This window comes from Listeria ivanovii subsp. ivanovii, assembly GCF_900187025.1.
Classification (GTDB): Bacteria; Bacillota; Bacilli; order Lactobacillales; family Listeriaceae; genus Listeria; species Listeria ivanovii.
Genome location: NZ_LT906478.1, coordinates 2849949 through 2865108 on the forward strand (window position 1 = coordinate 2849949; position 15160 = coordinate 2865108).

Here is a 15160-nt window from a genome sequence, read left to right on the forward strand (position 1 = left end):
AGCAAATTTCATGTGGGGGGGCTTCCAGTGCTGCCTGGCAGGTTGAAGGTGCCGTTAATGAAGATGGCCGGACACCCGCAATCATTGACTTAAATAGTAAAACAAAAAAGCCATTCGCTGATAATTCTGTTGCATCTGACCATTATCATCATTATTTAGAAGATGTTGCTTTGATGAAAGAAGCTGGTTTCACTTCTTACCGCTTCTCGATTGCTTGGCCACGTATTTATCCAACTGATTCTTTTGAACCCAATCAACTTGGAATTGATTTTTATGATCACTTAATTGATGAACTTGTAAAAAACGGCATAGAGCCCATTGTCACATTATATCACTATGATATGCCAGTCTGGGTTGACGAAAAATATGACGGCTGGTATGGTCGTGGAATTATCGACGCTTTTGATCAATATACACGTACTTGTTTTAAAGAATTTGGCGACCGCGTTAAGTATTGGTTGTCTATTAACGAGCAAAACATGCAACCTGGCCTAGCAGCACTACCTACTTTTATCCCAACAGATGGTTCTGGATTCAGTAGTAATTTTTGGTACGCGGTATTGACCATCCTCATTGCCATTAGTACCTCCGTCGTAATGACTTTATTTCTAGGAAAAAGAAACACAAAACAACCAAAGTCGCACGTCACTATTAAAAGCCCTCTTTCAGGTAAAATTATCCGCTAGAGACTATCAAAGATGAACTGTTTTCACAAAAAATATTGGGCGACGGAATTGCTATTATTCCAACTAATGGAGAAATAGTAGCCCCGTCATCCGAATCTATCATAATGACTACAAAAACCAACCACGCCATCGGTATCCGAACAGAAGATGGCATCGAGTTGCTCATTCATTGTGGACTGGATACCGTTCAACTTGCCGGACGTTATTCTGAAACACTCGTTCAAGAAGGGGAACAAGTAACTGCTGGACAACTGCTTCTAAAAATGGATCTTACCTCCATCCAGACAGCCGGTTATGACACTATAACACCAATAATTGTAACAAACAGTGCTGACATCACCAAATTGACAAACCTAGCACCAAAAGCGTTACAGCACTCGATTCATTGTTAACTATATCATTTTAAATAAATCAAATAAGGCTTCCACCCCTAATTTTTGGATGGAAACCTTATTTATTATCTCTACTACCTATTTTCAAATCAATCAGTATGTATTTTTCATTTTCTAGTAAGTATTTTCTTTCTCAATACTAGAAATATTCACTACTGACAATATAGCCAAAACAATATAAACTAACTCAATTATTGGGATATTCCAACTAATAATTCTTACTATTAAAGAAAGTACCATGCATATAATAATAATTATGTACATTCTCTTCTTTGGAATACCTAATCGACGCAAGCGACCAAAAGCTTTGAAACAAAAATAACTCAAAACGAAATATACTGCAATAATGAGCATAATAATTACACCTAAAATAAAGAATGTTAAATTACTCGTTATAATAAGCATTCCTCCACCAAAAAGGCCAATAGTAAGAAAAGTGAAAACTCCTACAACTAAACTAATAATAGCTAAGGCTAATGTTGAACCGCGAACAATCGCACTTTTTTTCCAAAAAATCCTTTGTTCTTCTGTCGCATTCTGACTTACAGGGTTAAATGGTTGCTCTAGCATAATCTTCTCCTTTAATAAATAGTATATTAATCTCGGTGAACAGAAAAAATTTTATGAAGTTATTCTACTTGCTCCTGATTATAGTTCTTCTTCGCCATTGCTTCTAATAAAAATAAAACGGGAATCTGCGTCGTAATATTCGTTTTATCCACCATTTCCTGCGTTACATAGTACGGAATATTAACGTCTGACAGTCCTGCAAGCGTGTTATGGCTCGTATTCGTGATACTAATAATTCGGCTACCATACTGCTGCATATTCTGCGCTTGCTCAAGCACCTGATCCGTTTCACCAGATACAGATAAAATAATCATGACCGCTTTATTTTTAAATTGTTCTCCCGGATTAGGATAAAATGGATCTTTAATATAAAAGGTCCGTTTTTTCATATTTGAAAAAAAGCGACTGCCATATTCTGCCAAAATCCCTGAAGTTCCAATACCAAAAAAGACAACTAAATCGGCTTCATTAATAATTTCAGCTGCTGCATCTAGCACTTGGTCATAGTCCCGGTTCATTGTCCGCTCAAAAAACTCTTCTAAAACTTCGACTGTATCAGCCGTTTTTTTCTTTACTGCGCGTGTTGCCTCTTGCTTTAGCTTCACTTTAAATTCGGAAAAGCCTTCACAACCAAGTTTTCTTGTAAAACGAACAATCGAAGCTGGTGAAACGTGTGTCGCTTCTGAAAGTTCGCGAACTCGCATAAACATAACTTTATCCCGATTGTCCATTATGTAACGGTATAAATGATGTTCTGTCTCTGTAAATTGCCTAATCACTTCATAGGAAAACATAAATCTATTCACCTCATCCATATCAGTATTTCCCGGGAAATAAAAACAGATGACCGCCTCGCTATATGCAACTTAGGTCATCTGTCCGCATCCATCTTCTTATAAGGATGGAATATTTTTCTTTTTCTTCACATAGAATCGAAGGGCAATAATAATTGCACCGCCAACTGTATTAACAATCGGACTTAAAGCTACGTTAATATTTGGTGGAATTGTCACTTGAACAATTGTCATAACGAACATCCATACAGCGATGACTCCAACTGCCACGAGTAAGTATTTTATGGTGCCTCCTTTTTGACCAGCACGCATATTTGATGCATATTTACGTAATATCAGCATTGCAAAACCGCCGACAACTGCTGTAATTAGAAGCACAATAATTCCAAGTGTTTGTGCATCTTTTTGGAAAAAGGCACTAATTCCAGAAATTAACATCATCGCTCCAAGTACAAGTAATCCACCATCTAGCACAAGCCACCATTTATCGGTATTTTGTTCTACTGGTGCAGCTTTTACATCTAAAGAAACAACATATTCTGTTGGTGTTAAATTAAATAATTTTCTCGCTGTTATGCCTTTTTTTTGTTCTGCTAAAATTTTCTCACACATTTCATAAATAATGATTTCTCGCTGTTCTTCGCCGTAATGGGTCCCACGCAAATGTTTTTCGACTTCCATTACATATTGCAGATTCCGCTTTGTTAATCCAGCTTTCAACTCAGCTAAAAGCGGTTTATTCGTTTCTGTGGTCAATGCTAAATCCTCCCTCACTCATTCTAACCTCTATTATACCGGACTTATCGACTATAAAAAAGCTATTTTTTTAATTGATTTTAGAGCCCTGAAAAAGCCCCCGTAATTTACGTAAAAGATACAACATGAAAACAAAAGTCGCTATCATTGAACCTATTATCCAACAAATATAGGAAACAAAATTTAATGGATTTGTGTTTGTAACAGCTAGATTCGCTATCGCTACTCCAAAAACTAACGAGAACACGATAAGAAATGGCCACTTGACCCATGGAAATGCAAATAAGTATCCGCTACGCTCAATATGTTGTTTTTTATATAAGATTAAAATAATCACAACCATAAAAATATTTAAAACTATACTAAAAATCACTGGACCAATCGCAACTGATTCAAACGAAAATAGCGCAAACACATTCAGATAATCTTCAAAACGCAGCAAAGTCCCCATTCCTGCTTCACCGGCATTCGGCCAAATATAATTAAATATATTATTGAGCATTGGATTGATTACATTAGGTAATAATGTCACTCCGAAAGCCACTGCTGCTGCCGCAATTGGTGAGCCAATTAAAAGTCCAATTAAAACAGCTACCAAAAACACCAGAATAAACGAGGACAACCCACCAGCTAAATCCATCCAAAATTTTGTTGTATCAAGCTGAATATATTCATTAGGAACATGGTTTAAAAAGTAAGACCAACCAATAGCCATTGAAACAATGTAACTTAGCACAATTGTTATAATTCCCAAAATTAGTTTTACACCAACAATATGAGTGCGTTTATAAGGTAGAGAGGCAGTAATTCGATTTCCACGTGTATATCTTTCAAAAATAATAGCTAGTACTCCCAAGATAAACACACTTACTTTAATTAATGTAAAAAGTAAATCCATTTGAAAGTAAAACATAAACGGCATATATTCTTGATATTCCTCTGCCACAAATGTTGTATACATAGGTACCGCTAAATAAGCCACTGTCAAACTTGCATTCATTTCTTCATCAGAAGTTTTAAACTCTGGATCCTCTTTTTGCTGCTTCAAAAAACCACTAGACTCATAGTAACTCTTTTGACTTTGCCACCTATCCGCATCCGAAACAAGACCTAAAGTAATTCCTAGGAAAAACAACACCGTTACACCTAAAAGCATCCATCTCATATTACGCCATTCCCGGTACCATAAACCTCGATTAAACATTGCTAGCCTCACTCCTCACTGTATGTCTTAAATCTCGTAGTAATCAATTTTATCATTCGTTAAATAAATCGTAAAAATATCTTCTATCGTGATTGCCATCTCTTCATACAGAATAGGATTTTCTTGCTGTAATTGTTGCACGAACTCGTTAGCATTTTCTGTTACTAATAGTGTGTATATTCTCCCATTCCGATAAAGTAGTCTCGCTTTTTCTTTCACAAAACCAGGTATTATTTTCGTTTTGAATGCCACTTGTATTTTTACCGAATTATCTCGCATATCTGCTAAATAATAGTCTAACTCCACACTTGCACCTTTCAAAACAATAACTCTATCCGCAATAGCCTCCAACTCATCCAAACGATGGGAAGCAATAACCACACTTGTTTCACGCATTTTAACTGTGTCTTTAATAAGAGTTAAAATTTGTTTTTTAATAATTACATCTAAACCATCCATTGGTTCATCCAAAAGCAAAAACCGAACATTTAGTGAAAAAGCTAAAATAATGAAAAATAATGCTTTTCTCCCTTTTGAAAAAGATATCAATTTCGCTTTCATCGGGAGCTCAAATTGTTTCATTAAATCATTAAATAATTGCTCATCAAATGTCGTATAAATATTTTTATAAATCTTAACAACCGCGTGAACACTATATGTATTATAGTGGTTCATATTGTCTTCCAAGAAAAATAACTCGCGCTTCACTTCTGGGTGCTTATAAATACTTTTCCCGTCTAAAAAAACGTCCCCATCATCAGGCAAGTAAATTCCCGTCATCGTCGAAAAAAGCGTTGTTTTCCCCACACCATTCCGGCCAATAAGCGCGGTTACTTCTCCACCTTTTAAATCAAATGAAATATCCTTCAGCACTGTCTTATCTTCCATCTTTTTTGTTATATTTCGAATTTCCATTTTTTCACCTCACCAATCCATTATATAAGCTCCATGATAATTTTTCTATACTTTTTAAAATTTTCTACCAATTCTTTTCACAAAGTTAATGCCCAAACCAATCATTATACTAATTTCACATATTGCGGTAAAATATTCCTATATGAATTTATTTAACCCCCCTGAGGTGAAAACATGATAAAACTAGACACTACTATGCTTGATTACTTTAAAGAAAACCCTACTCTCCGGAAACATTTATTTTCTGGTCATTTTGGTTTGGAAAAAGAAAATGTCCGCGTCACTGCTGATGGCAAATTGGCACTTACGCCACATCCAGCCATTTTTGGCCCAAAAGAAGATAATCCATATATCAAAACTGATTTTTCTGAGAGCCAAATTGAAATGATTACACCAGTGACAGACTCGATTGACACTGTTTATGAGTGGCTTGAGAACCTTCATAACATTGTTTCCTTGCGTTCTAAAAATGAGCTGCTTTGGCCTTCTAGCAACCCACCACTTTTGCCTGCTGAAAAAGATATTCCGATTGCCGAGTACAAAACCCCTGATAGCCCAGACCGGAAATACCGCGAACATTTAGCAAAAGGATACGGCAAGAAAATCCAACTTTTATCTGGCATTCATTATAATTTTTCCTTTCCAGAAGTTTTGATTGATGAGCTTTACTCAAAAATCAGCCTTCCAGAGGAATCAAAGCAAGACTTTAAAAATCGCTTATATTTAAAAGTCGCTAAATATTTCATGAAAAATCGCTGGTTACTAGTTTACCTGACTGGGGCTAGTCCGGTTTATCTAGCCGACTTTACCCATACTAAAAACGAAGAAATTCTTGCTGATGGAAGTAGTTCTCTCCGTGACGGAATTTCGCTTCGTAACAGCAACGCCGGCTACAAAAACAAAGAAGCATTGTACGTTGATTATAATTCCTTTGATGCTTATATCTCCAGTATCTCTAATTATATTGAACAAGGTAAAATCGAAAGCATGCGTGAGTTTTATAATCCCATTCGCCTGAAAAATGCCCATACAGATCAAACGGTTGAAAGCTTAGCAGAACACGGCGTGGAATATTTGGAAATCCGTTCGATTGACTTAAACCCGCTTGAAGCAAACGGTATTTCCAAAGACGAACTTAACTTTATTCACTTATTTTTAATCAAAGGTTTGCTTTCCGAAGACCGAGAATTATGCGAAAACAATCAACAATTAGCAGATGAAAATGAAAATAACATTGCTTTAAATGGCCTAGCGCAACCAGCTATCAAAAATTGTGATAACGAGGAAATTCCGCTTTCAGAGGCTGGATTACTAGAGCTTACGAAAATGAATGACTTTATTCGTGTCCTTCTTCCAGATGATACTTATTTCACCAGTATTATCGAAAAACAAAAAGAACGATTGCAACATCCAGAAAAAACGATTGCTTCCCAAGTAATAAATCATGCAAAAACAACTGGCTATATCAATTTCCATTTAAATCAAGCAAAAGTTTTCATGGAAGAAACCGAAGCATTAGCCTATAAACTGATTGGCGCTGAAGATATGGAGCTATCCACACAAATCATTTGGAAAGACGCCATCGCACGCGGTATCAAAGTAGATGTTCTTGACCGTGCCGAAAATTTTTTACGATTCCAAAAAGGCGATCATGTCGAATACATCAAGCAAGCAAGTAAAACTTCTAAAGATAACTATGTTTCTGTTTTGATGATGGAAAATAAAGTTGTTACCAAAATAATCCTAGCAGAAAATGGGATTCGGGTCCCATTTGGTGACAGTTTCAGTGATCCAGTCCTTGCACTTGAAGCTTATTCGCTATTTCAGGGTAAACAAATCGTCATTAAACCTAAATCCACCAATTACGGCTGGGGTATCAGTATATTTAAAAATAATTTCTCACTAGAAGACTATCAAGAAGCCTTAAATATAGCTTTTAGTTATGATAGTTCCGTCATTATTGAAGAGTTTATACCTGGTGACGAGTATCGCTTTCTAGTAATCAACGACAAAGTAGAAGCTGTGTTAAAACGCGTCCCTGCTAATGTCACTGGTGATGGTATCCACACTATTCGCGAACTAGTGAACGAAAAAAACACGGATCCATTACGTGGAACCGATCATTTAAAACCACTTGAGAAAATTCGGACTGGTCCAGAAGAAACACTGATGCTTTCGATGCAAAAACTTTCATGGGACAGCATTCCAGAATCCGGTGAAACCATTTACTTGCGCGAAAACTCCAATGTCAGCACTGGTGGCGATAGTATTGACTATACAGCCGAAATGGATGATTACTTTAAAGAAATTGCTATTCACGCAACACAAGTGCTTGATGCCAAAATTTGTGGCGTTGATATCATTGTTCCACGTGAAACAATTAATCGCGATAAGCATGCTATCATCGAACTTAACTTTAACCCTGCAATGCACATGCACTGCTTTCCTTATCAAGGCGAGCAGAAAAAAATTGGTGATAAGATTTTAGATTTCTTGTTTGATTAATTAAAAAAGCTACTAAAACAAATTACGTTTTAGTAGCTTTTTATTGTAATTAAGCTAAACTTTCCATTTGAGCCAAGAATGCTTTTTGCCATTTCTTTTCGTTCAAGAATTCAATTGGAAACGATGGATCTAGTTTATGGAGAATCTCAGCCCATGCATCTGTTCGTAAAGATGAAGCTTGGCGAATCGCCATAACCCACAATATAATGGTCCCAGCAATCAATACCAAGAAAGACAGAATTCCAGTTGCTATTGCTGCTGGAATTTGGTTATTTACCGCAAAGAAAACGGCAAGCGCGCCTAAAGCAATAACCAAGACAAAAAATAATGGTATAAAAAGCAACGTTTTCTTCCGACTTGCTCGATAAGTCGAAACGCCTAATTGCTTTTCGAGTAATGCTAACTGGCGTACCGGATTTTTCTTCTTCGCAACAGGCATTGCATATTTATCTATTAGTAAATGTGCAGCCTTTACTTCTTCTTTATTGTTCTTTGGCATAAGAACAACTAAAACAATTAATAATATAATTATAACTAGTTGAATCAAACAAAACACTCCTATAATCAAATTTCATATTTAATTATAGCATTTAAAACTATTGCCAGGTTTGTAGTTTTTGTGAACGTTTGTTTTATAAATCAATTAAAAAGTACCAAAAAAAACAATTTCTCGACTATACATCTGTCAAGAAATTGTTTCACGTGAAACATATTAAACATTAAAGCGGAAATGAACTACATCTCCATCCTTCATTTCGTATTCTTTACCTTCTAAGCGAACTTTCCCCGCTTCTTTTGCAGCTTGTTCAGAGCCATATTCAAGTAAAGCGTCATAGGCAACCACTTCGGCACGAATAAATCCTCGTTCGAAATCTGTATGGATAATTCCCGCACATTGAGGAGCTTTCATGCCTTTAATAAATGTCCAAGCACGCACTTCTTGAACTCCTGCCGTGAAGTATGTTGCAAGACCAAGTAATGTATACGCAGAACGGATTAATTGATCTAATCCAGACTCTTCAATTCCAAGTGCTTCTAAAAATTCAACTTTATCTTCATCTTCTAATTCGGCGATTTCTTCTTCTGCACGAGCGCACACAACGATAACTTCGGAGTTTTCACCAGCTGCAAATTCGCGTACTTGTTGCACGTATTTGTTATCGTCTGGACTAGAAACATCTTCTTCACTCACGTTAGCCACATATAAAACTGGTTTTCTTGTAAGCAAGAATAAATTACGCACAATTTTCTCTTCATCGTCACTAAATTCAATCGCACGAGCTGGCTTATCATTTTCAAAAGCATCACGTAATTTAACTAAAACATTAAATTCTGCAACAGCATCTTTATCTTTTTGTTTAGAAAGCTTCTCAACACGACCAATACGCTTCTCTACCGTTTCTAAGTCCGCTAAGATAAGTTCTAAGTTAATAGTAGAAATATCATCCAGCGGGTCTACACGACCTTCTACATGTGTGATGTTCTCATCATCAAAACAACGCGTTACATGACAAATCGCATCTACTTGACGAATATGCGACAAAAATTTATTTCCAAGGCCTTCTCCTTTACTAGCACCCTTCACAATACCGGCAATATCCGTAAATTCAAAAGTGGTTGGAACGGTTTTTTTCGGTTTCACAAGTTCCGTTAATTTGTTTAAGCGGTGGTCAGGTACTTCAACAATCCCAACATTTGGGTCAATCGTCGCAAATGGATAGTTCGCAGCCTCTGCTCCTGCTTTCGTGATTGCATTAAAAAGTGTCGATTTCCCAACATTAGGAAGGCCGACAATACCAGCTGTAAGTGCCATTATATATAAACTCCTTTTCATTAACTTCATTTTGAAATGCCCATCTAGTAGACATTTTTTCACTAACGTATATTATAAAGGTTTTTCATACAAAAAGCCACCCAATAAAAAAACGAAAACCCCTTAATCAGTGTGGGATTTCCGTTTTTCTTTTAACTTATTTTAAATCAGCTACATATTCTGCAAGCTTAATTCCAGTGCCAACAGCTACACGTTCTGCAAATTCAGGCTCTACTTGATAGAAATTGCGCAAATTGCGAATTTTAATATCTTCACGCACACCCTCCCAATCATCCACAATATTTTTCACAAGTGCCGCACGTTCTGCATCTGAGTAACGATTCCAAACCTCTTTAGCATGTCCAAAGTTATTCGGTTTTTCTGCTGCAAGTCGTCCAGAAATATCGCCGCGAATTTCTTGCTCAGGCTCGATATATGCTGGGTTTTCTTTTGGTTCTGTCTCATAACTATTCGGCTCATAATTAATCGAGCTCGTTTGTTGTTTAAATGGCATATAACCATCGCGTTGGTTGTTAGCAACAACTGTTTTCGGGCTGTTAATTGGTAATTGTAAGTAGTTCGGTCCAACGCGGTGTCTTTGCGTATCCGAGTAAGAGAACAACCGCCCTTGAAGCAAACGATCTTCAGAAGGTAACATTCCGGGTACAAGTACACCTGGATTAAAGCCAACTGATTCTGTTTCAGCAAAAATATTATCAGGGTTACGATTTAATGTCATCGTTCCAACTAATTCATATGGAAATACATCTTCAAACCAATCTTTTGTCGCATCAAGTGGATTGAAATCATAGTTATCCAAGTTTTTTGGATCAAGAACTTGCACATATAAGTCCCACTCAGGATAATCTCCATTTTCAATCGCTTCATATAAGTCACGGCTAGCATGATTAAACTCTTTTGCTTGAATTTGCGCTGCTTGTTCTGTTGAAAGATTGACAATTCCAGCTTTTGGAACCCAGCGAAGTTTAACATACACTGTTTTCCCCTCAGCGTTAATCCATTTAAAAGCATGAACACTAGAACCACGAATTTCGCGATAAGACGCTGGTGTTCCTTCATCACTAAACAAGTACGTAATCATCGTTGTTGCTTCAGGTGTCAAACTAAAGAAATCCCAATAACGGTTCCCATCTTGAATATTCGTACGTGGATCTGGCTTCAAGGAATGGATCACATCCGGAAACTTAATTGCATCACGAATAAAGAATACTGGTAAATTGTTCCCAACAAAATCGTAGTTCCCTTCTTCCGTATAAAATTTAACAGAAAAACCACGTGGGTCGCGCAAAGTTTCTGGTGAGTGCTGTCCGTGAATAACCGTTGAAAAGCGCGCAAAAACTTCTGTCTCCGTTCCTTCTTCTTGTAAAAATTTTGCTTTCGTATACTTTTTCATGCTCTTTTTCGTTACAAATTTCCCGTGCGCACCAGCACCACGAGCATGCACTACCCGCTCTGGAACACGCTCTCTATCAAAATGCGCCAATTTCTCAATTAACACATAATCTTCTAATAAAGTTGGTCCTTTTAATCCTGCTGTCATCGAATTTTGGTTATCGCCAACTGGCACCCCTTGATTTGTTGTTAAGTTCTTTTTATCTGACATATGTACATACCTCCATCAAAATAGTGTTTATTTATAATTATTATTAAATGATACTATTTATATTCTAAAGAAGGTTACCCTAAACTTCAACTAAAAGGCTTATAAAAAAACAAGCCATTCATTTAGAGTAATGAATGACTTGCTCTTTATTCTTCAGCTTTAACTAAAATCTTTTTAACTTTCCGTTCAAAATCTCGACGCGGAATCATCACACTATGCCCGCAGCCTTCACATTTAATTCGAATATCCATCCCCATGCGGATAATCTTAAACCGATTCGTTCCACAAGGGTGAGGCTTTTTCATTTCTACAATATCATTTAAATCGAAATGCTTTTTTTCCATAAACATCACAACCTATTCATCATCAAACTGAATATCTAAAATTTCTAAAATACGATCTAAATCATCATCAGATAAAAACTCAATTTCAATTTTACCTTTTTTATCCCGACGTTTAATAGATACAGCCGTTCCAAATTTATCTCGTAACTGACTTTCACTTTCACGAATAAAAATAGGAACACGCGCTGGTTTTAATGTTTCACGTGAAACATTTTCATTTAAATTAGCTACAACATCTTCTAACTGGCGAACTGTCAACTCTTGCGCCACAGCCTTTTTCGCTGTTGGGATGATATTCTTTTTAAGTTTCAGACCTAATAATACTCGACCATGACCAGCTGATAACGAGCCATCTCGCAGCATTACTTGGACTTCTTCTGGTAGTGTTAAAAGACGGACAAAGTTAGCAATATACGGTCTGCTTTTACCAACGCGCTCTGCTAATTTGGCTTGGGTTAATCCTAATTTTTTCATTAAGAATTGGTAAGATTCCGCTTCTTCTAAAGGAGATAAATCTTCCCGTTGCAAGTTCTCAATGACAGAAAGCTCCATCATTTCTTCTTCAGTTAGATCACGGACAACTGCTGGAATTTCTTTTAATTTAGCTTCTTTTGCTGCTCGGAATCTGCGCTCACCAACAACAATTTCATATCCTTTAGCTGTGTTTCTTAAGATGATTGGTTGTAAAACACCATGAATTTTAATGGAATCACGTAATTCATTGATTGCTTTCGTATCAAAAATTTTACGTGGTTGGTATGGATTTGGTTTAATTTCTTTTAGAGCGATGTTTTGAACAGTTTCTTCATTTGTATCGACATTATTAAATAGCGCATTGATTCCCTTACCTAGACCCTTAGCCATGTGCAACCACTTCCTTTGCTAATTCTAAATAAACTTCTGCCCCTTTGGATTTCGCATCATATAACAAAATTGGTTTCCCGTGACTAGGTGCTTCACTTAGGCGTACATTACGTGGAATAATTGTATTAAATACTTTGTTTTGGAAGTATTTTTTTACTTCTTCAATTACTTGTATTCCTAGATTTGTTCTAGCATCAAGCATTGTTAGTAGCACACCTTCAATTTGCAAATCTTCATTAAGATGTTTTTGAACAATTCTTATTGTATTTAAAAGTTGGCTTAAACCTTCCAGTGCATAGTATTCGCATTGAACTGGAATGAGCACAGAATCTGCGGCTGTCAAAGCGTTTAAAGTCAAAAGGCCCAGCGATGGCGGACAGTCAATAATTACATAATCATAATCATCACGAATTGAGTCGATTGCCTTCTTCAATCTAATTTCACGTGAAATCGCTGGAACTAGCTCTACTTCGGCTCCTGCAAGTTGAATTGTAGCTGGAATAACGTTTAAATTATCTAGGTCTGTTTTTTGCAACACATCTTGAATGGCTACATCGTCAACTAGTACATCATAAATACAATGTTCTATTTCACCTTTGTTTACACCAACACCACTTGAAGCATTTCCTTGTGGGTCAATATCTACTAGTAATACCTTTTTACCTAAAAAAGCTAGGCTAGAGCTTAAATTAACAGATGATGTTGTTTTACCAACCCCACCTTTTTGGTTCGCTAGTGCAATCACTTTGCTCAATCTTTTTCACCAACCCTTATTTTGTACCGAGATTTCCGGTTCTTTTATATTCTATTCTACCAAAAGATTTTCATTTAGTCTTACAAAAAGTAAAAATAAATTTAAATTCATGTTTTTAAAGCTAAAAAAGAACGAAAATATTGTTTTTAATTCTTAAAATGTTTCACGTGAAACATTTTGAATTAAAAAAAGCAATCAACCTAAGCTGATTACTTTTTCTATTCAATCTACAGAGAATGTGGTCTTAACGCCTAGAACTGTGCAGACTTTCTGATACATCCGAAGTGTCAAATCTGGATCACCTGCTTCTAAACGTCCAATAATTACTGGTGACAAATCGGATTTTAAAGCTAAATCCATTTGTGACCATTTCTTTTCCATTCGTTTTGCAAATATATATTTACCTAAGCTTGCCGAAAAACTTTCTAAGTAATGAGCGATTCCTTCATTTTCTAAAGCTTGATTTTTAAGAGTTTCAAATTGATATTCTGAATTACCAATACTTGTTTCTGCATCAATTCGGCGTAAGAAAACACGTTTTGCCTCCTCACGGTATGAACCCATTTGATCAGTGAACGGGTTTTTATCTTTAAAATAGCCTTTAACGAAGCAATAATACGTTTCATCTCCACTAAATGCAGTGAAGTAGATTAAACGACAATTTTTATCTTTAAAATGTGCCTTCATCTCTTGGATTGGTTGATCTACTGTTGTTTCGATACGAGTTGTTTGTAGTGAATAGGCTTGACTTTTACCAATAATTAGATGAACATCAGGGAGAATTTGCTTCCCTGTACTAAGTTTTCTTGTTTCTGCTGTTTCGAGTTGTAACAGGCCTTGGAATACTAAAGTGGCCATTAGTGGTTCTTCCACAATTAAGTTTTGTAAAAAATCATACGCTTGGAACTCATTTTGTTCGTCTTTCACAAAAATGATTTTTGCCATTCGTTTCGTGATTCCACCCCTAGTTGAGTGAATCACTCCCTCCTTTACAACTTTACCTATTTCTATTGTACTTTTTTCTGCTCAAAATTGCACTTATTTTCTCTAATCTTTCTGAAATACACAATGAGAGCCATTTCTATCTTCCACCAACTCAAATTGAGTCGTTTTTAAAAATTAAAAAAGCCGCTTACATCTGCGGCTCTTCTTGAATAAATGACTTAATTAATATTTTGAAATCCGCTTTTACTTTTTCGGTCGTTTCTACCACTTCTGCGTGATTTAATGTTGCTTGCATTCCTGCTGCCAAATTAGTAATACAAGAAATACCTACTACTCTTAGTCCACAATGATTTGCAACAATTGTTTCACTAACAGTAGACATCCCAACAGCCTCTGCTCCCATTAGTCGAGCCATACGTATTTCTGCTGGCGTTTCATAAGATGGCCCTGAAAACCCCATATAAATACCTTCTTGAAGCTTCATTTGCAGCCTGTTAGCAATTGATTTCAAATGGCTTTGGTACTCCTTATCATAAGCAACACTCATGTCTGGAAATCGGTGCCCCTCATCATTGTTTGGACCAATTAAAGGATTTGTACCTGTAAAGTTAATTTGGTCAGATATCACCATTAATTCTCCTTGTTTAAACTGCTCGTTAACTCCACCAGCTGCATTTGTCAGTATAACGGAGTGCGCGCCTAGCTTTTTCATGACGCGAATTGGCATTGTTACTTCTTCCATCGAATAACCTTCATAGTAATGAAATCTTCCTTGCATACCAAGAACCCATTTTCCCATTAGTTTTCCGTATACAAGCCTTCCTTTATGTCCCTCAACAGTAGAGATTGGAAAACCAGGAATAGTATGGTAATCAAAGTAAAGCGCATCTTCTATTTCCTCTGCAAGTTCTCCAAGCCCTGATCCTAAAACTAATCCAAAATCCAACTTTTTAATACCCTGCCCTTTTAAAAATGCAACTATCTCTTTCATCGT

The 15160-nt window shown here is 36.4% G+C and carries 16 protein-coding genes; 3 read left to right on the forward strand and 13 right to left on the reverse strand.

The genetic code is table 11. The features are described from left to right. The first annotated feature begins 5 nt into the window (after positions 1-5). Together CKV67_RS14235 and CKV67_RS14240 are read left to right on the forward strand one after the other, a co-directional pair. Positions 6-686: a glycoside hydrolase family 1 protein gene (locus CKV67_RS14235; RefSeq protein WP_231845398.1), complete on the forward strand. Its 681-nt coding sequence runs from the start codon at positions 6-8 to the stop codon at positions 684-686. A gap of 35 nt (positions 687-721) precedes the next feature. After that, on the forward strand, positions 722-1078 hold the full coding sequence (locus tag CKV67_RS14240; protein ID WP_025280144.1) for a PTS sugar transporter subunit IIA: 357 nt from the start codon (positions 722-724) through the stop codon (positions 1076-1078). A 114-nt stretch (positions 1079-1192) separates the two neighbouring features. Here CKV67_RS14240 and CKV67_RS14245 read toward each other — a convergent pair whose 3' ends face one another. The 5 genes from CKV67_RS14245 to CKV67_RS14265 form a co-directional block, all read right to left on the reverse strand. Beyond that, positions 1193-1648, reverse strand: coding sequence for a hypothetical protein (locus CKV67_RS14245; RefSeq protein ID WP_014093970.1), 456 nt, complete (start codon positions 1646-1648; stop codon positions 1193-1195). Positions 1649-1707: 59 nt separating this feature from the next. Next, positions 1708-2442: a MurR/RpiR family transcriptional regulator gene (locus CKV67_RS14250; protein WP_014093971.1), complete on the reverse strand. Its 735-nt coding sequence runs from the start codon at positions 2440-2442 to the stop codon at positions 1708-1710. Between the two features lie 99 nt (positions 2443-2541). Next, entirely contained in the window at positions 2542-3198 is a 657-nt protein-coding gene (locus CKV67_RS14255) for a DUF1129 domain-containing protein (protein ID WP_025280145.1), read from the reverse strand. Between the two features lie 70 nt (positions 3199-3268). Next, positions 3269-4402 (reverse strand): permease, encoded by a 1134-nt coding sequence (locus CKV67_RS14260; protein WP_025280146.1) that lies wholly within the window; start codon positions 4400-4402, stop codon positions 3269-3271. Between the two features lie 27 nt (positions 4403-4429). Further along, positions 4430-5317 (reverse strand): ATP-binding cassette domain-containing protein, encoded by an 888-nt coding sequence (locus CKV67_RS14265; protein ID WP_014093974.1) that lies wholly within the window; start codon positions 5315-5317, stop codon positions 4430-4432. 174 nt (positions 5318-5491) lie between these two features. On the opposite strand from CKV67_RS14265, the gene gshAB reads away from it, so the two are divergent. Beyond that, positions 5492-7822 (forward strand): bifunctional glutamate--cysteine ligase GshA/glutathione synthetase GshB, encoded by a 2331-nt coding sequence (gene gshAB, locus CKV67_RS14270; RefSeq protein WP_038408398.1) that lies wholly within the window; start codon positions 5492-5494, stop codon positions 7820-7822. Positions 7823-7871: 49 nt separating this feature from the next. On the opposite strand, the gene CKV67_RS14275 is transcribed toward gshAB, so the two are convergent. The 8 genes from CKV67_RS14275 to CKV67_RS14310 all read right to left on the reverse strand — a co-directional run bounded on the left by CKV67_RS14275 (position 7872) and on the right by CKV67_RS14310 (position 15157). Beyond that, entirely contained in the window at positions 7872-8369 is a 498-nt protein-coding gene (locus CKV67_RS14275) for a DUF6097 family protein (protein WP_014093976.1), read from the reverse strand. A gap of 165 nt (positions 8370-8534) precedes the next feature. Next, on the reverse strand, positions 8535-9635 hold the full coding sequence (ychF, locus tag CKV67_RS14280) for a redox-regulated ATPase YchF (RefSeq protein WP_014093977.1): 1101 nt from the start codon (positions 9633-9635) through the stop codon (positions 8535-8537). A 157-nt stretch (positions 9636-9792) separates the two neighbouring features. Continuing rightward, the gene (locus CKV67_RS14285) at positions 9793-11259 is read right to left on the reverse strand and encodes a catalase (RefSeq protein ID WP_014093978.1); all 1467 of its coding nucleotides are present in this window, start codon (positions 11257-11259) and stop codon (positions 9793-9795) included. Between the two features lie 146 nt (positions 11260-11405). Next, positions 11406-11609, reverse strand: a complete 204-nt coding sequence (locus CKV67_RS14290) for a DUF951 domain-containing protein (protein WP_003768714.1) — start codon at positions 11607-11609, stop codon at positions 11406-11408. 6 nt (positions 11610-11615) lie between these two features. Next, positions 11616-12467: a ParB/RepB/Spo0J family partition protein gene (locus CKV67_RS14295; RefSeq protein WP_014093979.1), complete on the reverse strand. Its 852-nt coding sequence runs from the start codon at positions 12465-12467 to the stop codon at positions 11616-11618. Beyond that, positions 12460-13221: a ParA family protein gene (locus CKV67_RS14300; RefSeq protein ID WP_003722150.1), complete on the reverse strand. Its 762-nt coding sequence runs from the start codon at positions 13219-13221 to the stop codon at positions 12460-12462. The genes CKV67_RS14295 and CKV67_RS14300 overlap by 8 nt, the downstream gene beginning before the upstream one ends. A gap of 222 nt (positions 13222-13443) precedes the next feature. After that, positions 13444-14202, reverse strand: a complete 759-nt coding sequence (locus CKV67_RS14305; protein WP_014093980.1) for a helix-turn-helix domain-containing protein — start codon at positions 14200-14202, stop codon at positions 13444-13446. Positions 14203-14353: 151 nt separating this feature from the next. After that, positions 14354-15157: a purine-nucleoside phosphorylase gene (locus CKV67_RS14310; protein WP_025279663.1), complete on the reverse strand. Its 804-nt coding sequence runs from the start codon at positions 15155-15157 to the stop codon at positions 14354-14356. Between the last annotated feature and the right edge of the window lie 3 nt (positions 15158-15160).